Source organism: Enterobacter sp. MGH 37 (assembly GCF_000534515.1).
Taxonomy (GTDB): domain Bacteria; phylum Pseudomonadota; class Gammaproteobacteria; order Enterobacterales; family Enterobacteriaceae; genus Enterobacter; species Enterobacter kobei.
In genome coordinates this window covers 1,002,289-1,024,520 of sequence record NZ_KI973205.1, presented here as the reverse complement: position 1 = coordinate 1,024,520, position 22,232 = coordinate 1,002,289, and the positions used below count along the sequence as shown (strand labels likewise).

Sequence of the window (22,232 nt, the reverse complement as noted above, 5' to 3'; positions counted from 1 at the left end):
GGAAAAGACAATGGATCACTACACGCGCTGGCTGGCGCTAAAAGAAGAAAACCCGGGTAAGTATGCGCGCGATATTGCAGGGTTAATGAACCTCAGTGAAGCAGAACTGACCTTTGCGCGCGTGGGCCATGATGCCTGGCGACTGCGCGGTGAAATTCGCGAGATCTTAGGCGCGCTTGAAGCCGTAGGGGAAACAAAATGCATCTGCCGCAACGACTATGCCGTTCACGAGCAGGCAGGCAGCTTCACCCAGCAGCACCTGAACGGCCACGCCGGGCTGGTGTTGAACCCGCGCGGACTGGATCTGCGCCTGTTCCTCAACCAGTGGGCAAGCGCGTTTCACCTCAGCGAAACCACCGCACGCGGCGAGCGGCAGAGCATTCAGTTTTTCGATCATCAGGGTGATGCCGTACTGAAAGTTTATACCACGGACAACACCGACCTCGCCGCCTGGGCTGACGTGTTGACCCGCTTTATCTTTGCCGATAACCCGCCGCTTGAGCTGAAGGTTGCCGAGACCCCGCTGTATGCCGAAAATGCAGATGCCGCCCTCGTGGACAAAGCGTGGCGTGCGATGACTGACGTGCACCAGTTCTTCGGCCTGCTGAAACGCCACAACCTCAGCCGCCAGCAGGCATTTCGCCTGGTGGGCGACGACCTCGCCTGCCAGGTTGAAAACAACGCGCTGGCACTGCTGCTGGAAACCGCGCGCCAGCACGGCAACGAAATCATGATCTTCGTGGGTAACCGCGGCTGCGTGCAGATCTTCACCGGCGCGGTGGAGAAAGTCGTGCCGATGAAAGGCTGGCTGAACATCTTTAACCCCACCTTTACCCTGCATCTGCTGGAGGAAACGATTGCGGAGAGCTGGGTCACGCGCAAACCGACTGCAGACGGCCACGTTACCAGCCTGGAACTGTTTGCCGCAGACGGCACGCAAATTGCCCAACTCTATGGTCAGCGTACGGAAGGCGAGCCGGAGCAGAGCCAGTGGCGTAGCCAGATTGATGCCCTGACGCCAAAAGGGCTGGCCGCATGAAGACGTGGTTTGCCCTGCTGAGCGCCCTGCCGCTGGTGGCGTTTGCCGCCGCGCAGGAGAAAATTGTCACCCTTGGCGGCGACGTCACGGAGATTGTCTATGCGCTTGGCGCGGACTCTTCGCTGGTCGCACGCGACAGTACCAGCCAGTGGCCGCAGGCAGCGAACGCGCTCCCCGATGTGGGCTATTTGCGCCAGCTTAACGCCGAAGGGATTTTGTCCATGCGTCCCACGCTGCTGCTGGCCAGCGACCAGGCGCAGCCGTCTCTGGCGTTAAAGCAGGTTGAACACAGTCACGTCAGGGTGATTACCGTTCCTGGCCGCAACGATCTGAGCGTCATTGACGAAAAGATCCGCATTATTGCCGAGGCCACGCACCGTGAAGCGCAGGGAGAGAGCCTGCGCCGCTCGCTACGTCAGGCGGTGGCGGCTCTGCCCGCAGAACCGCTCAACAAACGGGTGCTGTTTATCCTCAACCACGGGGGAATGACCGCCATGGCTGCCGGACAGCAAACCGGCGCCGATGCCGCCATCCGTGCTGCCGGGTTACAGAACGCTATGCAGGGTTTCACGCGGTATCAGCCGCTGTCGCAGGAAGGGATTATTGCCAGCCAACCCGACCTGGTGGTGATTTCGCAGGACGTCGTGAACGCGCTGGGTGGCGAGGCGAATCTGTGGAAGCTGCCCGGACTGGCGCAAACCCCGGCGGGACGGCACAAACAGCTGCTGGCGATTGATGACATGGCGCTGCTGGGTTTCAGCGTGCGCACGCCGGAAGCCATCCGGCAGTTGCGTGTTAAAGCGGAGCAACTGCCCTGATGTCCCGGCGGATCGCACTGTCGCTGTGGATGCTGGCCGCAATTCTGAGCATCATGACCCTTACGGCAACAGGCTTTGGAGCATTGCCTCTGCCGGTCAGCCTGCTGTGGAACGGCAGCGATGAGGCGATGCGTCAGATCTGGCTGACCATTCGCCTGCCCCGCGTGCTGCTGGCGCTGGTGATTGGCGGCGCGCTGGCGCTGGCCGGGTGCGTGATGCAGGGACTGTTCCGCAACCCGCTGGCAGACCCGGGTTTGCTTGGGATCAGCAGCGGCGCGGCGCTGGCGGTCGCGCTGTGGGTGGTTATTCCTGTCACGTTGCCGGCCCTGATGATGCTTTACGCCCCGATGGTTGCGGCATTCCTCGGCGCGCTGGCTGCAACCGTTGTGATCTTCCTGCTCAGCCAGCAGCGTCACGGTTCCCTGTCCCGTTTACTGCTGGTGGGGATCGCCATCAACGCCCTGTGCGGCGCGGCCGTCGGTCTCCTTTCCTGGCTTAGCAACGATGCGCAGCTTCGCCAGCTTTCGCTCTGGGGAATGGGCAGCCTCGGGCAGGCGCAGTGGTCCACCCTGCTTGCGGTGACCTCGCTGATGGTGCCTGCGGTTCTGATTATCTGGCGGCTGGCTGGCCCACTCAATTTGCTGCAGCTGGGTGATGAAGAGGCGCACTATCTCGGGGTGGATGTTGCCCGGGTACAGCGGATCCTGCTGCTGTGCAGCGCCCTGCTGGTCGCTGCGGCGGTGGCCATCAGCGGCGTGATTGGCTTTGTTGGCCTTGTGGTCCCACACCTGATGCGTATGTGGCTAGGGGCCGACCACCGGGCCGCGATCCCCGGCTCGGTGCTGGCCGGAGCGTTACTGCTGCTGGCTGCCGATACGCTGGCGCGCACTCTGGTCACCCCGGCGGAAATGCCCGTTGGGTTGTTGACCAGCCTTCTCGGTGCGCCGTGGTTCCTGTGGCTTATCTTTCGTCGTGGAGGTGCGCATGGCTGAACGCTATTGTGCGGAAAACCTGGTCTTTCACGCCGGGCAACGGACGCTGATCGACGATGTATCACTGACCTTATCTCAGGGTGAGCTGGTCGCGTTGATTGGCCCTAACGGTGCCGGGAAATCGACATTATTACGGCTGCTGACCGGCTATCTCACACCCGCAAGCGGGCGGTGCAGTCTGGCAGGCACGCCGCTTGCGGACTGGCCAACGGAGACCCTCGCCTGCTACCGGGCAGTGATGCGTCAAAATACGCAGCCCGGATTCGACTGGCCGGTGGAAGCCGTGGTCGGTATGGGGCGCGCCCCCTGGACGCGCTCCCCTGAGGCGTCAGTGGTTGAGGAGGTCATGGCGATCACAGGCTGTTTACCCCTGGCGGGCAGACGCTATTCGGCACTCTCCGGAGGCGAGCAGCAACGGATCCAGCTCACTCGGGCACTGGCCCAACTCTGGTGCGACGGCGCCCCACGCGGCTGGCTGTTTCTTGATGAACCGACCTCCGCACTGGATCTCTTCCACCAGCAACATCTGCTGCGCCTGATGAAAACCCTGACCCGTCGGGGGCATCTCCACGTCTGCGTGGTTCTGCACGATCTTAATCTGGCGGCACTGTGGGCGGATCGTATCCTGCTGCTGCATAACGGGAGGCTGGTCTCCCGGGGGGCACCGGAGGACGTTTTGCAGGCCGGGACGCTGGCGCGCTGGTATGGCGCGCAGGTGCTGGTCGGCAGCCATCCGGCTCATGCCGTGCCGCAGGTGTTCCTCGCTCCCTGAGTGGGGTGATAAAAATCCTTCAGCGTTTCCAGCAGGGCATGCGCCGCTTTAGAGAGCTGCGTGTGCCCGGGATGGATCACCCCGATGCACTTTTCAATGGGCGGGTTATCCAGCGGAATACAGACCGCGCCCAGGGAAGCCATCTGCGCCTCGCAGAGCGCCGGCACGGCGCTGCCACCCAGCCCGCTGGCGACCATGCGCCCTACCGTCACCAGTTGATGACTCTCCAGCGCCACGTCCAGCTTTCTGCCGCTCCGCGCCAGCTCCTCCTCCATCATCAGACGTACCGCCGAAGGGCGCTGCAGGGTGATGAAATCCAGCGTCAGCAACTCCTCCCATGCCAGGCGCTTTTTTCCCGCAAGCGCGGAATCTTTCGGCACAATGGCGACAAACCTGTCCAGCCCCAGCGGCGTAAACAGCAGGTTATGCGTGGGTGCCGGCTCAAAGGCAATCCCCATCTCAACCCGCCCTTCCCGCACCATCTCAATCACCTGCTCGTTGATGACATCATGCACGGTGACGTTGACCCCGGCATGGCGATCGCGAAACGCTTTCAGCACTTCCGGTAAAACGTTGGCGGCAAACGACGGCATCGCCGCGACCGAGATTTTGCCGCGCTGGAGCGTAAAGCACTGGTGCATTGCCTCTTCCACGTTATCCCAGTCGGCCAGCAGCTGCCGCGCCATCGGCAGAAATGTTTCTCCCTCCTGCGTGAGGGCAACCTTGCGCGTGCTCCGCTGCAACAGCGGCCCACCGAGCGCATCTTCCAGGCTTTTAATCGTCAGGCTCAGCGCTGGCTGGGAAAGATTTAAGCGTTCGCTGGCGTGCGCGAAATTGAGAGTGTGAGCTACCGCTAAAAACGCGCGTAACTGTTTGACACTCATTCTCATTTTTCATCCTGTTAACTAATTGAAAAAATTTAGTTAACAGGAAATTAATAAGAAATCCAAATGAGTGGGTCACAAATTCAAAATTAACAAATGAGTCGCCACCCCTAATGATACCGGCACGGTTAACGGGAGGGATGACTATGGCAGGACTGGATAAGCGCGTCAGCAGCTATGCGCAGGCGCTGGATGGGCTGACGGACGGCATGACCTTGCTGGCGGGCGGCTTCGGGCTGTGCGGTATTCCTGAGAACCTGATTGCAGAGGTTCGACGCCGTCAGGTGAAAGATCTGACGGTCGTGTCGAACAACTGCGGCGTGGATGGTTTCGGTCTGGGGATACTGCTCGAAACGCGCCAGGTTCGCAAAGTGGTGGCGTCTTACGTCGGCGAGAACGCGCTGTTTGAGCAGCAGGTACTGAGCGGGGAACTGGCAATCGAACTTACTCCGCAGGGGACGCTGGCAGAAAAGGTCCGCGCGGGCGGGGCCGGTATTCCGGCGTTTTATACGGCTACCGGTTATGGCACCCCCGTGGCAGCGGGCAAAGATGTGCGCCAGTTTGGCGGTAAAAATTACATTCTTGAAGAGGCCATTACCGGTGATTTCGCGCTGGTTAAGGGCTGGAAAGCGGACTGGTACGGCAACGTTATCTATCGCCATACCGCGCAAAATTTTAATCCACTGATGGCAACGGCGGGCCGAATCACGGTTGTGGAGGTGGAAGAGATTGTTCCGCCGGGTGAACTGCCTCCGTCGGCTATTCATACGCCGGGAATTTACGTCGACAGGCTGATTGTCGGCCAGTTTGAAAAACGCATTGAACAGCGCACGCTGCGCGCGCAAGGAGTCTGACGATGTTAACCCGAGAACAGATGGCGATGCGCGTTGCCCGCGAACTGCGCGACGGGTATTACGTCAACCTGGGGATCGGCATCCCTACGCTGGTGGCGAATTATATTCCCCCGGAAATGGACGTGATGCTGCAGTCGGAAAACGGTCTGCTCGGAATGGGGGCTTTTCCCGATGAGCAGAGCCTTGATGCCGACATGATCAACGCCGGTAAACAGACGGTCACTGCGCGGACCGGCGCGGCCATTTTCGACTCGGCCCAGTCGTTTGCCATGATCCGCGGCGGCCATGTGGATCTGACCGTGCTGGGCGCATTTGAAGTCGATGTCGAGGGCAACATTGCCTCGTGGATGATCCCCGGAAAGATGGTGAAAGGGATGGGTGGCGCGATGGATCTCGTTGCCGGGGCGCAGAACATCATTGTGGTGATGACCCACGCTGCAAAAAACGGTGACTCCAAACTGCTGCCGCGCTGCACGCTGCCGCTCACCGGTGTGGGCTGCATCCGTCGGGTCCTGACCGATCTCGCGTTGCTGGAGATAGCGGACGGCGCGTTCATCCTGCGGGAGTACGCCCCGGGTGTCGGTATCGACGAGATTGTCCGTAAAACGGCCGGAAAAATCATTGTGGCGGACGACGTTCGCGAGATGCGCTTCAACTGAGGACTCAACATGAAAAAGGTCATGATTGTCGGGGCAACGCGAACCCCCATTGGCAGTTTTCGCGGATCGCTCTCGCCCCTTTCAGCCGTTGAGCTGGGTGCCGTCACGGTACAGCGTCTGCTGGAGAGCAGCGGCCTTCACCCAGAGCAAATAGACGAACTGGTTTTCGGTCAGGTGCTGACGGCCGGGTGCGGGCAAAACCCCGCCCGCCAGACGGCCATCACTGCCGGATTACCCGTCAGCACCCCGGCGACAACGGTCAATCTGGTGTGCGGCGCGGGGTTGAAAGCGGTACAGCTCGCCGCCCAGGCAATCCGCTGCGGTGACGCAGACGTGGTTATCGCTGGCGGTCAGGAGAGCATGAGTAACGCCCCGTATCTGCTGGATGGCGCACGTTCAGGGCTGCGTTTTGGGCATACGGGCCTGCAGGACAGCATGATTACCGACGGCCTGTGGGACGCATTCAACGATTACCACATGGGCATCACCGCGGAAAACGTCGCCCGTGAGTACGGCATTTCCCGCGAGCAACAGGATGCCTTCGCCTTCCGGTCACAGCAAAAGGCGGCGTCCGCCATTGAGACTGGTCGGTTTGACGCCGAGATAGCGCCAGTGACGGTGAAACAGGGCAAACGTGCGCCACAGATTGTCCGCCATGATGAACAGCCACGCCCGGAAACCACCGCCGGGCAGCTTGCACAGCTCCGCCCCGCATTTTTGCATGACGAGGGCACGATCACGGCGGGGAACGCCTCCACCCTTAACGATGGGGCCGCCGCGGTACTGCTGATGAGCGAGGAAAAGGCGCGGGAAAGCGGGTTACCTGTCCTTGGCCACATTGTGAGTTACGCCGTGACGGGCGTTGATCCGTCGATGATGGGCATCGGCCCGGTCAGCGCCTGTCGGACGGCGCTGGCGCGGGCGGGCTGGACGCTCGACGACGTCGATCTCATTGAAGCCAACGAAGCCTTTGCCGCACAGGCACTGGCGGTGGGCAAAGAGCTTGGCTGGGATGAACAGAACGTCAACGTTAACGGTGGCGCCATCGCCCTGGGCCATCCGATTGGCGCATCCGGCTGTCGCATCCTGGTGACCCTGCTCCATGAAATGCAGCGCCGGGGGGTAACAAAGGGACTTGCCACCCTGTGCGTTGGCGGCGGACAAGGCATTGCCCTGACCGTTGAGCGTTAAACCTCTCGTTGGTACCCGAATAATAATTAAAGTAAGGAGTCGTAATGAGTGTGTTAATAGCCCTGGCGGCGCTGGGATTACTGATGCTGGCGGCCTACCGCGGATACAGCGTGATTTTGTTTGCGCCGATTGCGGCGCTTGGTGCCGTGCTGCTGACCGATCCGGGTGCCGTCGGCCCGACGTTTACTGGCCTGTTTATGGAAAAGATGGTCGGCTTCGTTAAACTCTATTTCCCGGTGTTCCTGCTGGGGGCGGTGTTTGGCAAGCTGATTGAGCTTTCCGGTTTTTCACGATCCATCGTTGCCGCCGCGATCCAGATCCTCGGTCGTCGGCACGCTATCCCCGTGATAGTCCTGGTGTGTGCGCTGTTAACCTACGGCGGCGTGTCGCTGTTCGTGGTGGCATTTGCGGTGTACCCGTTTGCCGCCGAACTGTTCCGCCAGAGCGGCATTCCTAAACGGTTAATCCCCGCTACCGTGGCGCTGGGGGCGTTCTCGTTTACCATGGACGCCCTGCCCGGCACACCGCAAATCCAGAACATTATTCCCACCAGCTTCTTTGGCACTAACGCCTGGGCGGCCCCGTGGCTGGGTCTTATCGGCTCTCTGTTTATTATCTTCTTTGGCCTGCTCTGGCTGGAGCGGCAGCGGCGTAAGGCGATCAATAACAATGAAGGTTATGGCGCGGACCTGAAAAACGAACCTGAAACGCCGGACAATATTCATCTCCCGCATCCGCTGATTGCTCTCTCCCCGCTGCTGGTCGTGGGCATACTGAACCTGCTGTTTACCCGCTGGATCCCCGGCTGGTACGGTACGAGTCATGAGCTTACCCTGCCAGGACTGGTGAAACCGATTGTGACCGAGGTGAGCAAGATCACCGCCATCTGGGCCGTGGAGGCGGCGCTGATCTCCGGTATTGTGCTGGTGTTGATTTTTGGTTTTCGCAATATCCGGGGACGTCTGGCAGAAGGCAGCCGAACGGCGGTGAGCGGCGCCATCCTCGCGGCGATGAATACCGCCTCGGAATACGGTTTCGGCGCGGTTATCGCCGCCCTGCCCGGTTTTCTGGTGTTATCTAAAGCGCTGTCTGCCATCCCGAACCCGTTGCTGAACGAAGCCATCAGCGTGACCGTTCTCGCCGGGATCACCGGCTCAGCGTCCGGCGGAATGAGTATTGCCCTTGCGGCCATGGCGGACACCTTTGTTGCTGCCGCCCACGCGGCCAAAATCCCGCTTGAGGTGTTGCACCGCGTGGCGTCAATGGCAAGCGGCGGGATGGATACGCTTCCCCATAACGGGGCGGTGATTACCTTGCTGGCCATCACCGGCCTGAGCCATCGTCAGGCCTACGGCGGCATTTTCGCTATCACTATCATTAAAAGCCTGGCAGTGCTTTTTGTCATTGCCGTGTTCTATCTGACCGGCATTGTGTAAGGAGAGAAAAATGAATCTGAACGGTAAAATCGCCCTGGTGACCGGCTCGACAAGCGGCATTGGCCTGGGGATCGCTCGCGTGCTGGCGAAATCAGGGGCGCAGTTGATTCTCAACGGTTTCGGTGACAGCGGATCAGCGCGAGAAGAAATTGCACAACTGGGCAAAAAGCCGGGCTACCACGATGCCGACCTGCGTGACGTGTTGCAGATTGAAGCCATGATGCGCTACGCCGAATCGCAGTTTGGCGGCGTGGATATTCTTGTTAACAATGCCGGGATACAGCATGTGGCTCCGGTGGAGACCTTCCCGGTGGAGAAATGGAACGACATTATCGCCATTAACCTTTCTGCGGTGTTTCACACCAGCCGGCTGGCGTTGCCCGCCATGCGTGAACAAAACTGGGGACGCATCATTAATATCGCCTCCGTTCACGGGCTGGTTGCGTCGAAAGAGAAGTCCGCCTACGTTGCCGCCAAGCATGGCGTGGTGGGCTTTACCAAATCCCTGGCGCTGGAAACCGCACGCACCGGCGTGACCGCCAATGCCCTCTGCCCGGGGTGGGTGCTGACCCCGCTGGTACAACAGCAAATCGATAAGCGCATCGCGGATGGCGTCCCGCCGGAACTGGCGCAAGACCAGCTTCTCGGGGAAAAGCAGCCTTCAGGTGAATTTGTCACCCCGGAGCAGTTGGGCGAACTGGCGCTGTTTTTATGCAGCGACAGCGCCGTTAACGTTCGCGGCGCCGCGTGGAATATGGATGGCGGCTGGGTGGCACAGTGAGTTTCTGGCCGGGTAAGGCGAAGCCGCTACCCGGCCAGAAATGTTTAACTTGAGCAACTCACTTCCAGCCGTTTGCCCCAGTCTGGCGGGCGGCTGATATAGTCATCATCCCGGTCGGCAAACGGCGTGCGCAACGCCAGGTGCAGACGGTGCAACTCGTCATACTCTCCCTGCTCTGCCTGTTCAATCGCCCGCTGCGCCAGCCAGTTGCGCAACACCATCGCGGGATTCGTCGCGTTCATCTGCGTCTGACGGGCGGCGTCATCGACCTGTTCCTGCTGCAAGCGGGAGCGGTAACGTGCAAACCAGTCGTCAAAGGCCTGCCTGTCAATAAACTCGTCGCGCAGCGGCGATGCAGCACTGTGCTGCTCCGTCTGGCCCAGCATCCGGAAAGTGCGGGTATAATCACTCCCCTCACGCGCCATCAGTGCAAACAGATCGTTCAGGATCTCGTTATCCCCTTTCTCCTGGGTCATCAGCCCCAGCTTGTTGCGCATCAGCGTGCCATATTCTCGCAGCAAAACGTCCTGATAGCTGTCGAGTGCATCATTCAGGGCATCGACATCCATAAACGGCGACAATGTTTGCGCAAACCGCTGCAGGTTCCATAGCCCAACCGCTGGCTGGTTGTCAAAACTGTAACGTCCCTGATAGTCAGAGTGGTTGCAGATATAACCCGGCTGATAATCATCCAGAAAACCAAACGGCCCATAATCAAAGGTCAGCCCGAGGAGCGACATATTGTCAGTGTTCATTACCCCATGAGCAAAGCCCACCGTTTGCCAGCGAGCAATCATCCTGGCGGTACGGGCGACCACGTCCCGGAACCAGAGAACGTATTTATCAGCCTCATCCTGCAAATGCGCCCAATGGCGACGAATAGCGTAGTCCGCGAGCTGACGAACCTTGTCCGTCTCACGACGATAGTAAAAGTGCTCAAAATGGCCAAAGCGCAGATGGCTTTGTGCGATACGCATCAGCATCGCCCCTTTTTCTACCGTTTCGCGCATAACCGGCGTGTCGCTGGTGACAATCGACAGCGCGCGCGTGGTGGGGATCCCCAGAGCATGCATGGCTTCAGAGGACAGGCATTCACGTATTGTTGAACGTAATACTGCGCGGCCATCGCCCATCCGAGAATAAGGGGTAAGACCTGCACCTTTCAGATGCCACTCAACCGTCTCTCCGTTGGAAAGCTGTTGTTCACCCAGCAGGATCCCCCTGCCGTCGCCCAGCTGTCCCGCCCAGACGCCAAACTGGTGTCCGCTATAGACCTGGGCAAGGGGTTGCATACCGGGCAGAAGCGTTTCGCCTCCCCAGACGCCCGCGCCCCCGGAAGGCTTAAACATCTCAGGCGGAACGGCCAGTTCATCGGCCAGCCGGTCGTTGTGCCAGATAAGACGTGAATTGTGTAACGGTGTGGGTTTGAGTGCGGTGTAAAAGCCAGGCAACTCGTCATGCCAGTGAGCAGTAAAAGACAGGGTCATAAGTCCTCCTGCTTTTAGTGTAGAGGGTTTGCCCGAACTTAAACACGGGCGAAAGACAGGGTTATCGCTACTGAACCAGCGTCGTGACGTGCTCCGCCGGGACAGCGGGCCACAGCGTGCCCTGCATGGCGCCAAAATTGAAGGACAAGACGCGTTGCAGCAGACCGTGGTCGTCAATACCGGAGACGATCACCGACTGGCAGTGCGGCGTTATTTGCCAGAGGATAGCGCGCATAAAAGGTTCGAAAGAGAGCTCCGAAGCCCGCTGCTGGATGAAACCTTTATCGAGAATCACCCGTTTAAATAATCCATCATAGACAGCTTTGAGCGATGCCGCGCCTGCACCAAAGTTTGCGAGGACCAGGGGGAAATGGATCGCCATTCTCGCCAGTTGCAGATCATCCTTTCCGTTATTTAAACCTGGATAATTCTCATTAACAGTAAACTCAAGAAAAGGATACCGCTCAAGAATTGAAACAGCATTCCCATTACTTAATAAAAATTCAACAATAGCCGGTGTAATATTGATCCATGCAATTAACTGATGCTGAATAAAAAACAGTTTACAGGTATCAAGCAATTGCAGTTTTTCGTTAAACAGCGCTAACTCTTCTGCCGCTGAAAGCCGGGGGATAACGAGCTCAGTGGGGATCCTCACATCGGTGCCGACGCCAGTAAAGTTAACCAGAACCTCTAAACCTTTAAGCTCGCCAGCACTATTACGTGCAGGCAAAAGCATCAGTTCAGACTGGTATGCATTATCTAGCGTAATCATCATTGCACTCGCCCCGCATTAAAGATGAGAGAGGACATCCTGGAGCAATTGCCGACACAATTCCACTGTCTTGATTTTAATAAGTTTAATTTCATTAGTTCCGTATTAATTTTCAGATTTATCCCTGAATCTAAAATAATCTTATCCTGGTTACAGAGTAATAGCCAGTTTTAGATAAAACAGACACATAAGGATGACGCTAATTTTAGGTAAATTTAACTTTAATCAGCTTATTCAAGAAAAACCGGCATGATTTAATAGTTACCCTGCCGGCAGTGAGACGTGTTCGGGCAGATTAAATACGTCGTGCCTGCCAGAAATTTTTACGCCAGTAAACATTATCCAGAGAAGAGCGCATCACACCACGGCTTGTTGAGGCATGAATAAACTGGTTGTCCGTGTCATAAATGCCGACATGCAGGCCACTTTCTCCCGAACCGGTTTTGAAAAAGACCAGGTCTCCCGGCAGCAGATCGTCTTTATCAATTTCAGTCCCAATTTCAGCCTGCTTGCGCGTTTCGCGCGGAAGCTGTAAATCAAACTTGTCACGAAACGTCATCAGCACAAAACCAGAGCAGTCCACCCCGCCGCGACTCATACCGCCGTAGCGATAAGGCGTCCCGCGCCAGTTGCTCAGCTGGTCGTTCAGACTGGCAATGACGGTGATAGAATCTGAAAGCCGCGGATTAGGCGGCGGTGCACGATGGCTGCTGCATCCCGCAAGAAAGAGTGCCGCCACCAGGATAAACCAGAATCGCATTTTCAGACGAATCCTCTGCTTTTATTGTTCTTTCGGTAATTTAGCGCGCAAGTGCGTTAACAGGCAAGAAACGGTTACTCCTGCCCCGTAGAAATCAGCATCTTATGTCCCTCGATATCCAGCCTGCGGAACGACATGTTATAGGCACGTGCCAGATGTGGCGGCGTAAGAACCTGGTCCCGCGCGCCGCTGGCAATCATCCTGCCGCGCGACAGTAGCCACACCCGATGGGCATGGCGCAACGTATGGTTAAGGTCGTGGCTGCTCATCACCACGGCAATACCTTTCCGGCTCAACGCGCTTAACAGCGAATCCAGCGCCGCCTGCTGGGCGACATCCAGACCACTCATGGGTTCGTCCAGGAGCAACATCCGCCCGTGAGGGTTGCCTGCGGGGTGGATCTGCAGAATGACCGCCGCCAGACGCACTCGCTGCCATTCACCGCCGGAAAGCTGGCTGGCATGGCGGGGCAGTTTATCTTCCAGTCCTAACGCCGCCGCCACCTCCGTAAGCAGTGCCGTATTCTGTTTGTCGTGCAAATGCAGCATCAGATAATGCCAGACCGGCATCGCAAACGGCGGCACCTGCTGCTGCACCAGATAGCTGCGCCGGTGGGCCAGCGAGCCGGGAGACCAGTCAGCAAGAGGATGTTCCAGCAGTGTGATCTGCCCGGGCCCGGTGGTCAGCCCTGCCATCCGCGCCAGTAGCGTGCTTTTTCCCGCGCCGTTTGGCCCAACCAGATGCAGGATTTCCCCCGCATTGATAGCGCCGGTCATCGGCTCCAGACGCCCCTTCTCGGCGACGTCCGTGAGCTGCATCAGCAGTGACATTATTTTGCCAGCGCCAGCTTGATCGATTCCATGACAATCGGATCCTCAGGCGTCATATCCGGCGAGAAGCGCTGAACGACCTGGCCGTCGCGACCGATCAGGAATTTTTCGAAGTTCCACAGAATATCGTCCGGATAGAGCGGCGCGCGGCCTTTGCTGGCCATACGCTCGTAAAAACCACTGCCCTCAGGCGCAACGGCCTTCGGCGCGGCAGCAATCAGCTTCGCGTACAGCGGATGGCGATCTTCGCCGTTAACATCAATTTTGCTGAACATCGGGAACGTTACGCCATAGGTGGTGCTGCAGAAGGTTTTGATCTCTTCTTCGCTGCCCGGCTCCTGGCCCAGGAACTGGTTGCACGGGAAGCCCAGCACGGTGAAACCGTCTTTCTCCCAGGCTTTCTGAATGTTCTCCAGCTGTTCGTACTGTGGCGTCAGGCCGCATTTGGACGCCACATTGACGATAAGCAACACGTTGCCTTTGTAGCTTTCCAGCGTGGTTTTCTCGCCATCAATGGTCGTCACTTCGGTATTCAGGATATCAGTCTGCATAGCATTCCCTCAGGTTGTCTTATGGGTCGTTTTTTAACGTCCGGATTTTAATAGTAGCCAGATAAAGACTGGCGCGCCCAGCGTGGCGGTTACCACACCAATCGGTAACTCCGCGGCTGTCAGGGCAAGACGAGCGATGATATCAGCCACCAGCAGCGTGACGGCTCCGGCCACGGCCGAAGCCGGAAGCAAGGTTCGATGGTCCGTGAAGCCACACAGACGCAGCATATGCGGGATAACCAGCCCGATAAAACCAATCGCTCCCGCCAGCGCCACGCTCACGCCCACCAGCCAACCGATGGCAATGACCAGCACGTTACGCCAGAACGCCATCGGCATGCCGAGCTGACGGGCTGAGATCTCCCCCAGCGCGAGCATGTTCAGCGGCTGCGCCTGCAGGGCTGCCCATACAATCCCAGGCACCAGAAGCGCCATCAGCCAGCCCTGATGCCAGTCAACGCCACCAAAGCCGCCCATCATCCAGTACATCAGCTGACGCAAGTCAAAGGAGGTCGAGAAGTAAACCGCCCAGGTCATTAGCGCGCTGCAGATGATCCCCAGCGCAACCCCGGCAAGCAGCAGGCGGCTGGTCGACAAGTGCCGTCTGGCAAAGCGAAGCAGGATGATGGTGATCAGTAATGCGCCGAAAATGGCACTGAGGCTAATACTCCATCCGGAGAGTTCTCCTCCGCCCAGCATTACCGCCGCAATCAGCCCGACGCCTGCACCGTTCGACACCCCGAGCAGCCCGGGTTCCGCCAGCGGGTTTTCAAACAGCGCCTGCATAACGGTACCTGACAGCGCCAGTGCAGCACCGACCAGCATCACCGCCACGGTGCGCGGCAGACGAATTTGCCAGACGAAGAGTTGCCCGTCAGGCCCCAGCCAGCGTTCGGGCCCAATCCAGCTGTCGCCCGCGCAGAGGCTGATACCCGCGGCGACAATCAGCAACAGCGCCAGCAATAGCAGGCGACGTCGGTCGGAACGGTGTTGGCGATGAGCATAATCAAGCATGAGCGTGGTTTTATTAGCGTGTGATGTCTTTGATTTTACGGTCGGTTTGCCAGAGAGCGCAAAGAAAAAAGGCCGCGTGGGCGGCCTTTTTGGTTAGTTCATATTACTCTGCTTTGGGCGTTGCGTTTTCGACACGGCTTTTTAACTTCTGGCCGGGTCTGAAGGTCACCACGCGGCGGGCTGTAATGGGAATATCTTCCCCCGTCTTCGGGTTACGGCCCGGACGTTGGTTTTTGTCTCGCAAATCAAAATTGCCAAAACCGGAGAGTTTTACCTGCTCACCATTTTCCAGAGCACGACGGATCTCTTCGAAAAACAGCTCTACCAGCTCTTTGGCATCCCGTTTGCTAAGCCCAAGCTTATCAAACAGATATTCTGACATTTCAGCTTTTGTAAGCGCCATAGGTTCAATCCCTCAATGATGCCTGGAATCGCTCTTTTAATGCCTCTACACATTTGGCGACGGTAGCGGCAATCTCCTCTTCTTCGAGTGTACGGCTGGTATCCTGAAGGATAAGGCTGATAGCGAGGCTCTTGAAACCTTCTGCTACGCCCTTGCCGCGGTACACGTCAAATAAGTTTACGCCAACTACCTGATTTACGCCAACTTTCTTACATTCGGCCAAAATATCTGCTGCGGGAACGTTTTCCGCGACCACAACCGCGATATCACGGCGGTTCGCCGGGAAGCGGGAGACGTCCTGCGCCTGAGGAATGACGCGGTCTGCAACCGGGCTCCACTCCAGCTCAAACACGATGGTACGGCCGTTCAGGTCCAGCTTACGCTCCAGCTCAGGATGAACAACACCAATGAAACCAATGCGTTTGCCGTCTAAATAGATCGCCGCACTCTGGCCCGGATGCAGGGCTGGAATCGCTTCTGCACGGAATTCAATTTCAGATAATTTACCGGTCAGATCCAGAATGGCTTCCAGATCGCCTTTCATATCGTAGAAATCAACCGTACCTTTTGCCAGGTCCCAGTGCTCTTCATAACGGTTGCCGCTGATAGCACCAGCCAGCATGAGATCCTGACGGATGCCTAAATTTGCCTGATTATCCGGTACAAAGCGCAAACCGCTTTCGAAAATTCGCACGCGGTTTTGCTGGCGATTCTGGTTGTAAACGATAGTGCCCAGCAGCCCGGTCCACAGGGACAGACGCATTGCGGACATTTCGCTGGAGATTGGGCTTGGCAGGATCAACGCCTCCTCGCCCGGGTGGATCAGTTGCTGCAGCTTAGGGTCAACAAAGCTGTAGGTGATCACTTCCTGGTAGCCTTTGTCGTTAAGCATGGTTTTCACACGCTTCAGGGACAGGTCGGCTTCACGATGGGTACCCATCACCAGACCGGCCTGAACGGGCTCGTCCGGGATGTTGTTGTAGCCGTATACGCGGGCCACTTCTTCCACCAGATCTTCTTCGATTTCCATGTCAAAACGCCAGGATGGCGCAACGGCTTTCCACTCGTCCTGACCTTCGGTCACTTCACAGCCCAGACGCGTCAGAATGTCGGTCACCTGGGCATCGGCAACATGATGACCAATCAGGCGATCGAGCTTGCTGCGGCGCAGGGTAATGGTTGCGCGTTTCGGCAGCGTCGCTTCGTGAGTGACATCGATAACCGGACCGGCTTCACCGCCGCAGATGTCGATCAGCAGGCGAGTCGCTCGCTCCATCGCTTTGTACTGCAGCGCAGGGTCAACGCCACGCTCGTAGCGGTGAGACGCATCGGTGTGCAGGCCATGACGGCGTGCGCGACCGGTGATAGAGAGCGGGCTGAAGAAGGCGCATTCCAGCAGGACGTTTTGCGTTTCGTCATTTACCCCAGAGTGTTCGCCACCGAAGATACCGCCCATCGCCAGCGCTTTGCTGTGGTCAGCAATCACCAGCGTATCCGCGTTCAGCTTCGCTTCGGTGCCGTCAAGCAGAACCAGGGTTTCGCCCTCTTTTGCCATACGGACAACAATACCGCCTTCGATACGATCTTTATCGAACGCATGCATTGGCTGACCCAGTTCCAGCAGAACGTAGTTGGTGACGTCAACCACCGCGTCGATAGAGCGAATGCCGCAGCGGCGCAGCTTCTCTTTCATCCACAGTGGTGTTGGCGCTTTCACGTTGATGCCTTTTACCACGCGGCCGAGGTAGCGTGGGCAAGCATCCGCGGCGTCAACCTGAATAGGCAGTACGTCACTGATGGTCGCTTCTACCGGTACGATCTCCGGCGCGTTCAGTTCGGTCTGGTTCAGCACGGCCACGTCGCGCGCCACGCCGATGATACCTAAGCAATCAGCGCGGTTTGGCGTAACGCTGATCTCGATGGTGTTGTCATCAAGCTTCAGGTATTCGCGGATATCGGTGCCAATTGGCGCATCCAGCGGCAGCTCAATGATGCCGTTGTGATCGTCGGAAATACCCAGCTCGGAGAAGGAGCACAGCATACCTTCAGACGGCTCACCGCGCAGTTTAGCCGCTTTAATTTTGAAATCACCCGGCAGTACCGCACCCACGGTTGCCACGGCGACTTTCAGGCCCTGACGGCAGTTTGGCGCACCGCAAACGATGTCCAGCAGGCGGTCGCCGCCGACATTCACTTTTGTCACGCGCAGTTTGTCGGCGTTCGGATGCTGGCCGCACTCGACCACTTCACCGACCACGACGCCGGTGAAGGCACCGGAAACCGGCTCAACGCCGTCAACTTCCAGGCCCGCCATGGTGATCTGGTCAGACAGCGCGTCGCTGTCCAGCGTGGTATTGACCCATTCGCGTAACCACAGTTCACTGAATTTCATTGTTCTGTCCTGCCCTTATTTAAACTGTTTGAGGAAACGCAGATCGTTTTCGAAGAATGCACGTAAATCGGTCACACCGTAACGCAGCATGGTCAGACGCTCCATGCCCATACCGAAGGCAAAGCCGGAGTACACTTCCGGATCGATACCGACGTTGCGCAGTACATTTGGATGCACCATGCCGCAACCCAGCACTTCCAGCCATTTGCCGTTTTTGCCCATCACGTCAACTTCCGCAGACGGTTCAGTGAACGGGAAGTAGGATGGACGGAAACGAACCTGCAGGTCTTCCTCAAAGAAGTTGTTCAGGAAATCGTGCAGCGTGCCCTTCAGGTTGGTGAAGCTGATGTTTTTATCAACAATCAGACCTTCCATCTGGTGGAACATTGGGGTATGGGTCTGATCGTAATCGTTACGATAGACGCGACCCGGCGCGATGATGCGGATTGGCGGTTCCTGATCCTTCATGGTACGGATCTGTACGCCAGAGGTCTGGGTACGCAGCAGACGCGTGGCGTCAAACCAGAAAGTGTCGTGGTCAGCGCGTGCCGGATGATGGCCAGGAATATTCAGGGCATCGAAGTTGTGATAATCATCTTCAATTTCCGGGCCAGTCGCCACGGTAAAGCCGAGCTCACCGAAGAAACTTTCAATGCGATCGATGGTACGGGTAACCGGATGCAGCCCCCCGTTTTCGATACGGCGACCCGGCAGAGAAACGTCGATCGTCTCTGCGGCCAGGCGCGCATTCAGCACCGCGCTTTCCAGCTCGGCTTTACGCGCGTTCAGTGCCTGCTGCACCTGCTCTTTAGCTTCGTTAATCACCGCACCCGCTGCCGGGCGTTCTTCTGGCGGCAGTTCACGCAGGGTTGTCATTTGAAGGGTCAGGTGCCCTTTCTTCCCAAGATATTCGACGCGGACATTGTCTAACGCGGCAACATCTGAGGCCTGATTAATGGCGGCTGTTGCACTGGCAACCAGCTCTGCGAGATGTGACATGATTTTCCTCATTATGTCGGTGCAGACACCGATTTGGTGGAGTTATTCTCTCAAATTCAGATACAAAAAAAGCCTCCATCGGGAGGCTTATCTGGCGCTGTTTTTCGTTTCATCTTTCACGCGCTAGCCTCCTGGAGTCAGGTGCTAAAGTAAAAGAAGAAGCGGAAAATAGCAGCATTCATGCTTGCGTTACCTTGTTGGGTAAAAACCGTTGAGAACTTATTGAAAAGCCTGCACGGATAAATGTCAATCTTCTGATGGTGTTAAATGAAAAGAGGAGGCAAAGCCCCCTCTCTCAACTGGCTTATGCCAGTGCTGCTTTCGCTTTTTCGACCAGAGCGGTGAACGCTACTTTGTCGAATACTGCGATGTCAGCCAGGATCTTACGGTCGATTTCAACAGAGGCTTTTTTCAGGCCATTGATGAATTTGCTGTAAGAAATACCGTTCTGACGTGCTGCTGCGTTGATACGCGCAATCCACAGTTGACGGAACTGACGCTTACGCTGACGACGGTCACGGTAAGCGTACTGACCTGCTTTGATAACAGCCTGGAAGGCAACGCGGTATACGCGTGAACGCGCACCGTAGTAGCCTTTAGCTTGTTTCAAAATTTTCTTGTGACGTGCACGTGCAATTACACCACGTTTTACGCGAGCCATGTGTGCTCTCCTGTATCTATTCTAAGTTAAAAAAGTTAAACGTTAACGACTTATGCGTACGGCAGGCACGCGATTACCAGGCCCAGATCGCCTTTAGAAACCATGGCTTTTGGACGCAGGTGACGTTTACGCTTGGTAGCTTTCTTAGTCAGAATGTGACGCAGGTTAGCGTGCTTGTGCTTAAAACCACCTTTACCGGTTTTTTTGAAGCGCTTAGCAGCACCGCGTACGGTCTTAATTTTTGGCATTTTAATAACTTCCACTTCGCATTGTTAAATAAACGAAACATAGGCGAACAAAACCTATGAAACCCGAAGGCTCCACAGATTTTGCTGCTTGAAGGCCTTACTGTTTCTTCTTAGGAGCGAGCACCATGATCATCTGGCGGCCTTCGATCTTCGTAGGGAAGGATTCGACTACTGCCAGTTCACTCAGATCTTCACGGACGCGGTTAAGCACTTCCATACCGATCTGTTGGTGGGCCATTTCACGACCGCGGAAACGCAGTGTGATCTTGGCCTTATCGCCATCTTCCAGAAAGCGAATCAGGCTGCGGAGTTTTACCTGATAATCGCCATCGTCGGTACCAGGACGGAATTTGATTTCCTTAACCTGGATAACTTTTTGCTTCTTCTTCTGTTCCTTAGAAGACTTACTCTTTTCATAAAGGAACTTGCCGTAGTCCATGATACGACAAACTGGCGGTTCGGCGTTAGGGCTGATTTCAACTAAATCTACTCCAGCTTCTTCAGCCTTTTCGATTGCTTCTCTCAGACTCACAATCCCCAGCTGCTCGCCTTCCAGACCTGTTAAGCGAACTTCCTGGGCGCGAATCTCGCCATTGATACGATTCGGACGTGCCGTTTGAACTCGTTTTCCGCCTTTAATACCTTATTCCTCCAGTTGTTGAAGACTGCGGCTGCGAATCTCTTGTTGCAGCTTCTCAATCACTTCACTTACGTCCAGGCTGCCCAGGTCTTTACCACGGCGGGTGCGAACGGCAACTTTGCCTGCTTCCACCTCTTTATCACCACAGACCAACATATACGGGACACGACGTAAAGTGTGCTCGCGGATTTTAAAGCCAATCTTCTCATTTCTCAAGTCTGCTTTTACGCGAATGCCCGCATTTTGTAGTTTCTGCGTCAATTCTTTAACGTAATCTGCCTGAGAATCGGTAATGTTCATCACCACTACCTGCACTGGCGCAAGCCAGGTTGGGAAGAAGCCCGCGAACTCTTCGGTCAGGATGCCGATGAAGCGCTCCAGTGAACCGAGGATTGCACGGTGAATCATAACCGGTACCTGACGTTCGTTGTCTTCGCCAACATAAGAGGCGCTTAAACGCTGCGGCAGGGAGAAGTCCAGCTGTACAGTACCGCACTGCCAAGCTCTGTCGAGACAGTCATACAGGGTAAATTCAATTTTCGGACCGTAGAATGCGCCCTCGCCCAGCTGGTATTCGAACGGAATACCGTTCTCTTCCAGCGCCACGGCGAGATCCGCTTCTGCGCGATCCCATGTCTCATCGCTACCGATACGTTTTTCCGGACGCGTTGAGAGTTTGACCACGATCTTCTCGAAGCCAAAGGTGCTGTACATATCGTAGACCATACGAATACAGGCGTTAACTTCATCACGAACCTGATCTTCAGTACAGAAGATATGCGCATCATCCTGAGTAAAGCCACGAACACGCATCAGACCGTGAAGCGCACCTGATGGCTCGTTACGGTGGCAGCTACCGAACTCCGCCATACGCAGCGGCAGGTCACGGTAGGATTTCAGACCCTGGTTGAAGATCTGAACGTGGCCCGGGCAGTTCATTGGCTTAATGCAGTATTCACGGTTCTCGGACGAGGTGGTGAACATCGCATCTTTGTAGTTGTCCCAGTGGCCGGTTTTTTCCCACAGCACACGGTCCATCATGAACGGGCCTTTTACTTCCTGGTACTGGTACTCTTTCAGCTTGGAGCGTACGAACGTTTCCAGTTCACGGAAGATGGTCCAGCCGTCGTTATGCCAGAATACCATACCCGGCGCTTCTTCCTGCATGTGATACAGGTCAAGCTGTTTACCGATTTTACGGTGGTCACGCTTCGCCGCTTCTTCCAGGCGCTGCAGATAGGCGTTCAGGGCTTTTTTATCGGCCCATGCGGTACCATAAATACGCTGCAACATTTTGTTGTTGCTGTCGCCACGCCAGTAGGCGCCTGCGATCTTCATCAGTTTAAAGTGATGACAGAAACGCATATTCGGCACGTGCGGTCCACGGCACATGTCGATGTATTCTTCGTGATGGTACAAGCCTGGCTTGTCATCATGAGAGATGTTCTCGTCAAGAATAGAGACTTTATAGCTCTCGCCACGCTTGACGAAGGTTTCACGCGCTTCGTGCCAGCTGACTTTCTTCTTGATGACGTCATAGTTCGTTTCGGCGAGCTCGTGCATACGTTTTTCGAGCGCGTCGATATCTTCCTGGGTCAGGGTATGGTCAAGGTCAACGTCATAGTAGAAGCCGTTGTCGATAACCGGACCAATCGCCATTTTGGTGTTTGGCCACAGCTGCTTGATAGCATGACCTAACAGGTGCGCACAGGAGTGACGAATGATCTCCAGACCTTCTTCGTCTTTCGCGGTGATGATTGCAAGCGTCGCATCGTTTTCAATCAGATCGGACGCATCAACCAGCTCACCGTTCACACGGCCGGCGATGGTCGCTTTCGCGAGGCCAGGACCGATATCCAGGGCAACATCCATTGGGCTAACAGCGCGGTCGAAATGGCGTTGGCTGCCATCAGGAAGAGTAATTACAGGCATTTTATATCCTTATTTGCAGTGATGCCCCACACATAAGAGCATATACAAAGAAAATAATCGTGATTAAACAGTAGATTACGAAACATCTGACCAACAATCGTCAAATTGGTTCGT

At 56.4% G+C, this 22,232-nt stretch carries 24 protein-coding genes and 1 other annotated feature; of the genes, 9 read left to right on the top strand and 15 right to left on the bottom strand.

The window, feature by feature from the left end; all coding sequences use genetic code 11:
- Positions 1 to 10: 10 nt before the first annotated feature.
- The 4 genes from L383_RS18800 to L383_RS18815 are packed head-to-tail and all read left to right on the top strand — an operon-like array spanning position 11 to position 3,621.
- On the top strand, positions 11 to 1,039 hold the full coding sequence (locus L383_RS18800) for a hemin-degrading factor (RefSeq protein WP_023332783.1): 1,029 nt from the start codon (positions 11 to 13) through the stop codon (positions 1,037 to 1,039).
- Positions 1,036 to 1,857, top strand: coding sequence for a heme/hemin ABC transporter substrate-binding protein (locus L383_RS18805; RefSeq protein WP_023332782.1), 822 nt, complete (start codon positions 1,036 to 1,038; stop codon positions 1,855 to 1,857). The genes L383_RS18800 and L383_RS18805 overlap by 4 nt, the downstream gene beginning before the upstream one ends.
- On the top strand, positions 1,857 to 2,849 hold the full coding sequence (locus tag L383_RS18810) for a FecCD family ABC transporter permease (RefSeq protein ID WP_023332781.1): 993 nt from the start codon (positions 1,857 to 1,859) through the stop codon (positions 2,847 to 2,849). The genes L383_RS18805 and L383_RS18810 overlap by 1 nt, the downstream gene beginning before the upstream one ends.
- Positions 2,842 to 3,621, top strand: coding sequence for a heme ABC transporter ATP-binding protein (locus L383_RS18815; RefSeq protein WP_023332780.1), 780 nt, complete (start codon positions 2,842 to 2,844; stop codon positions 3,619 to 3,621). Before L383_RS18810 ends, L383_RS18815 begins: the two co-directional genes overlap by 8 nt.
- On the opposite strand, the gene L383_RS18820 is transcribed toward L383_RS18815, so the two are convergent.
- A complete protein-coding gene (locus tag L383_RS18820) occupies positions 3,588 to 4,511 on the bottom strand; it encodes a LysR family transcriptional regulator (protein WP_023332779.1) in 924 nt (307 codons plus the stop codon). The two genes, L383_RS18815 and L383_RS18820, sit on opposite strands and share 34 nt — an antisense overlap.
- Positions 4,512 to 4,651: 140 nt before the next feature.
- Here L383_RS18820 and L383_RS18825 point away from each other — a divergent pair, with 140 nt between their 5' ends.
- Genes L383_RS18825 through L383_RS18845 form a run of 5 tightly spaced genes read left to right on the top strand, consistent with a single transcriptional unit; the run spans position 4,652 to position 9,426 of the window.
- Complete coding sequence (locus L383_RS18825) at positions 4,652 to 5,359, top strand: CoA transferase subunit A (protein ID WP_014883501.1); 708 nt, start codon at positions 4,652 to 4,654, stop codon at positions 5,357 to 5,359.
- 2 nt (positions 5,360 to 5,361) lie between these two features.
- Complete coding sequence (locus L383_RS18830) at positions 5,362 to 6,018, top strand: 3-oxoacid CoA-transferase subunit B (RefSeq protein ID WP_014883500.1); 657 nt, start codon at positions 5,362 to 5,364, stop codon at positions 6,016 to 6,018.
- A gap of 9 nt (positions 6,019 to 6,027) precedes the next feature.
- Positions 6,028 to 7,209, top strand: coding sequence for an acetyl-CoA C-acetyltransferase (locus L383_RS18835; RefSeq protein WP_023332778.1), 1,182 nt, complete (start codon positions 6,028 to 6,030; stop codon positions 7,207 to 7,209).
- Between the two features lie 44 nt (positions 7,210 to 7,253).
- Positions 7,254 to 8,645 carry a GntP family permease gene (locus tag L383_RS18840; RefSeq protein WP_023332777.1) on the top strand — a complete coding sequence of 464 codons (1,392 nt, stop codon included), beginning with the start codon at positions 7,254 to 7,256 and terminating at the stop codon, positions 8,643 to 8,645.
- Between the two features lie 10 nt (positions 8,646 to 8,655).
- Complete coding sequence (locus L383_RS18845; RefSeq protein ID WP_023332776.1) at positions 8,656 to 9,426, top strand: 3-hydroxybutyrate dehydrogenase; 771 nt, start codon at positions 8,656 to 8,658, stop codon at positions 9,424 to 9,426.
- Positions 9,427 to 9,470: 44 nt separating this feature from the next.
- Here the strand turns inward: L383_RS18845 and selO are convergent, their stop codons facing one another.
- The 14 genes from selO to thrS all read right to left on the bottom strand — a co-directional run bounded on the left by selO (position 9,471) and on the right by thrS (position 22,118).
- Positions 9,471 to 10,913, bottom strand: coding sequence for a protein adenylyltransferase SelO (gene selO / locus L383_RS18850; RefSeq protein WP_023332775.1), 1,443 nt, complete (start codon positions 10,911 to 10,913; stop codon positions 9,471 to 9,473).
- A gap of 67 nt (positions 10,914 to 10,980) precedes the next feature.
- Complete coding sequence (locus L383_RS18855) at positions 10,981 to 11,691, bottom strand: EAL domain-containing protein (RefSeq protein ID WP_014883496.1); 711 nt, start codon at positions 11,689 to 11,691, stop codon at positions 10,981 to 10,983.
- Positions 11,692 to 11,983: 292 nt separating this feature from the next.
- Positions 11,984 to 12,448, bottom strand: a complete 465-nt coding sequence (locus tag L383_RS18860) for a C40 family peptidase (protein WP_014883495.1) — start codon at positions 12,446 to 12,448, stop codon at positions 11,984 to 11,986.
- Between the two features lie 74 nt (positions 12,449 to 12,522).
- The gene (gene btuD, locus L383_RS18865; protein WP_023332773.1) at positions 12,523 to 13,278 is read right to left on the bottom strand and encodes a vitamin B12 ABC transporter ATP-binding protein BtuD; all 756 of its coding nucleotides are present in this window, start codon (positions 13,276 to 13,278) and stop codon (positions 12,523 to 12,525) included.
- Positions 13,278 to 13,829, bottom strand: coding sequence for a glutathione peroxidase (locus L383_RS18870; protein WP_014883493.1), 552 nt, complete (start codon positions 13,827 to 13,829; stop codon positions 13,278 to 13,280). Before L383_RS18870 ends, btuD begins: the two co-directional genes overlap by 1 nt.
- 33 nt (positions 13,830 to 13,862) lie before the next feature.
- Positions 13,863 to 14,843 carry a vitamin B12 ABC transporter permease BtuC gene (btuC, locus tag L383_RS18875; protein WP_014883492.1) on the bottom strand — a complete coding sequence of 327 codons (981 nt, stop codon included), beginning with the start codon at positions 14,841 to 14,843 and terminating at the stop codon, positions 13,863 to 13,865.
- Between the two features lie 103 nt (positions 14,844 to 14,946).
- Positions 14,947 to 15,246, bottom strand: a complete 300-nt coding sequence (gene ihfA / locus L383_RS18880) for an integration host factor subunit alpha (RefSeq protein WP_003857805.1) — start codon at positions 15,244 to 15,246, stop codon at positions 14,947 to 14,949.
- Positions 15,247 to 15,250: 4 nt separating this feature from the next.
- A complete protein-coding gene (gene pheT / locus L383_RS18885) occupies positions 15,251 to 17,638 on the bottom strand; it encodes a phenylalanine--tRNA ligase subunit beta (protein WP_014883491.1) in 2,388 nt (795 codons plus the stop codon).
- Between the two features lie 15 nt (positions 17,639 to 17,653).
- Positions 17,654 to 18,637 carry a phenylalanine--tRNA ligase subunit alpha gene (gene pheS / locus L383_RS18890; RefSeq protein WP_010426091.1) on the bottom strand — a complete coding sequence of 328 codons (984 nt, stop codon included), beginning with the start codon at positions 18,635 to 18,637 and terminating at the stop codon, positions 17,654 to 17,656.
- A gap of 62 nt (positions 18,638 to 18,699) precedes the next feature.
- Positions 18,700 to 18,824, bottom strand: a sequence feature (Phe leader region).
- Positions 18,775 to 18,819, bottom strand: a complete 45-nt coding sequence (gene pheM / locus L383_RS25825) for a pheST operon leader peptide PheM (protein WP_001386830.1) — start codon at positions 18,817 to 18,819, stop codon at positions 18,775 to 18,777. It overlaps the preceding feature by 45 nt.
- 117 nt (positions 18,825 to 18,941) lie before the next feature.
- Positions 18,942 to 19,298 carry a 50S ribosomal protein L20 gene (gene rplT, locus L383_RS18895; protein ID WP_000124850.1) on the bottom strand — a complete coding sequence of 119 codons (357 nt, stop codon included), beginning with the start codon at positions 19,296 to 19,298 and terminating at the stop codon, positions 18,942 to 18,944.
- 50 nt (positions 19,299 to 19,348) lie between these two features.
- Positions 19,349 to 19,546, bottom strand: a complete 198-nt coding sequence (rpmI, locus tag L383_RS18900) for a 50S ribosomal protein L35 (RefSeq protein WP_001124225.1) — start codon at positions 19,544 to 19,546, stop codon at positions 19,349 to 19,351.
- A gap of 97 nt (positions 19,547 to 19,643) precedes the next feature.
- The gene (gene infC, locus L383_RS0123750; protein WP_059287945.1) at positions 19,644 to 20,186 is read right to left on the bottom strand and encodes a translation initiation factor IF-3; all 543 of its coding nucleotides are present in this window, start codon (positions 20,184 to 20,186) and stop codon (positions 19,644 to 19,646) included.
- Positions 20,187 to 20,189: 3 nt separating this feature from the next.
- A complete protein-coding gene (gene thrS / locus L383_RS18905) occupies positions 20,190 to 22,118 on the bottom strand; it encodes a threonine--tRNA ligase (protein ID WP_014883490.1) in 1,929 nt (642 codons plus the stop codon).
- Positions 22,119 to 22,232: the final 114 nt, after the last annotated feature.

Coding starts and splice junctions, on each gene's coding strand:
- btuD (WP_023332773.1), bottom strand. CDS start 13,278: ATGTCACTGCTGATGCAGCTCACGGACGTCGCCGAGAAGGGGCGTCTG.
- selO (WP_023332775.1), bottom strand. CDS start 10,913: ATGACCCTGTCTTTTACTGCTCACTGGCATGACGAGTTGCCTGGCTTT.
- ihfA (WP_003857805.1), bottom strand. CDS start 15,246: ATGGCGCTTACAAAAGCTGAAATGTCAGAATATCTGTTTGATAAGCTT.
- L383_RS18860 (WP_014883495.1), bottom strand. CDS start 12,448: ATGCGATTCTGGTTTATCCTGGTGGCGGCACTCTTTCTTGCGGGATGC.
- L383_RS18825 (WP_014883501.1), top strand. CDS start 4,652: ATGGCAGGACTGGATAAGCGCGTCAGCAGCTATGCGCAGGCGCTGGAT.
- L383_RS18840 (WP_023332777.1), top strand. CDS start 7,254: ATGAGTGTGTTAATAGCCCTGGCGGCGCTGGGATTACTGATGCTGGCG.
- L383_RS18870 (WP_014883493.1), bottom strand. CDS start 13,829: ATGCAGACTGATATCCTGAATACCGAAGTGACGACCATTGATGGCGAG.
- pheS (WP_010426091.1), bottom strand. CDS start 18,637: ATGTCACATCTCGCAGAGCTGGTTGCCAGTGCAACAGCCGCCATTAAT.
- rplT (WP_000124850.1), bottom strand. CDS start 19,298: ATGGCTCGCGTAAAACGTGGTGTAATTGCACGTGCACGTCACAAGAAA.
- L383_RS18805 (WP_023332782.1), top strand. CDS start 1,036: ATGAAGACGTGGTTTGCCCTGCTGAGCGCCCTGCCGCTGGTGGCGTTT.
- L383_RS18810 (WP_023332781.1), top strand. CDS start 1,857: ATGTCCCGGCGGATCGCACTGTCGCTGTGGATGCTGGCCGCAATTCTG.
- rpmI (WP_001124225.1), bottom strand. CDS start 19,546: ATGCCAAAAATTAAGACCGTACGCGGTGCTGCTAAGCGCTTCAAAAAA.
- L383_RS18830 (WP_014883500.1), top strand. CDS start 5,362: ATGTTAACCCGAGAACAGATGGCGATGCGCGTTGCCCGCGAACTGCGC.
- btuC (WP_014883492.1), bottom strand. CDS start 14,843: ATGCTTGATTATGCTCATCGCCAACACCGTTCCGACCGACGTCGCCTG.
- L383_RS18845 (WP_023332776.1), top strand. CDS start 8,656: ATGAATCTGAACGGTAAAATCGCCCTGGTGACCGGCTCGACAAGCGGC.
- L383_RS18800 (WP_023332783.1), top strand. CDS start 11: ATGGATCACTACACGCGCTGGCTGGCGCTAAAAGAAGAAAACCCGGGT.
- L383_RS18815 (WP_023332780.1), top strand. CDS start 2,842: ATGGCTGAACGCTATTGTGCGGAAAACCTGGTCTTTCACGCCGGGCAA.
- L383_RS18855 (WP_014883496.1), bottom strand. CDS start 11,691: ATGATGATTACGCTAGATAATGCATACCAGTCTGAACTGATGCTTTTG.
- L383_RS18820 (WP_023332779.1), bottom strand. CDS start 4,511: ATGAGAATGAGTGTCAAACAGTTACGCGCGTTTTTAGCGGTAGCTCAC.
- pheT (WP_014883491.1), bottom strand. CDS start 17,638: ATGAAATTCAGTGAACTGTGGTTACGCGAATGGGTCAATACCACGCTG.
- thrS (WP_014883490.1), bottom strand. CDS start 22,118: ATGCCTGTAATTACTCTTCCTGATGGCAGCCAACGCCATTTCGACCGC.
- L383_RS18835 (WP_023332778.1), top strand. CDS start 6,028: ATGAAAAAGGTCATGATTGTCGGGGCAACGCGAACCCCCATTGGCAGT.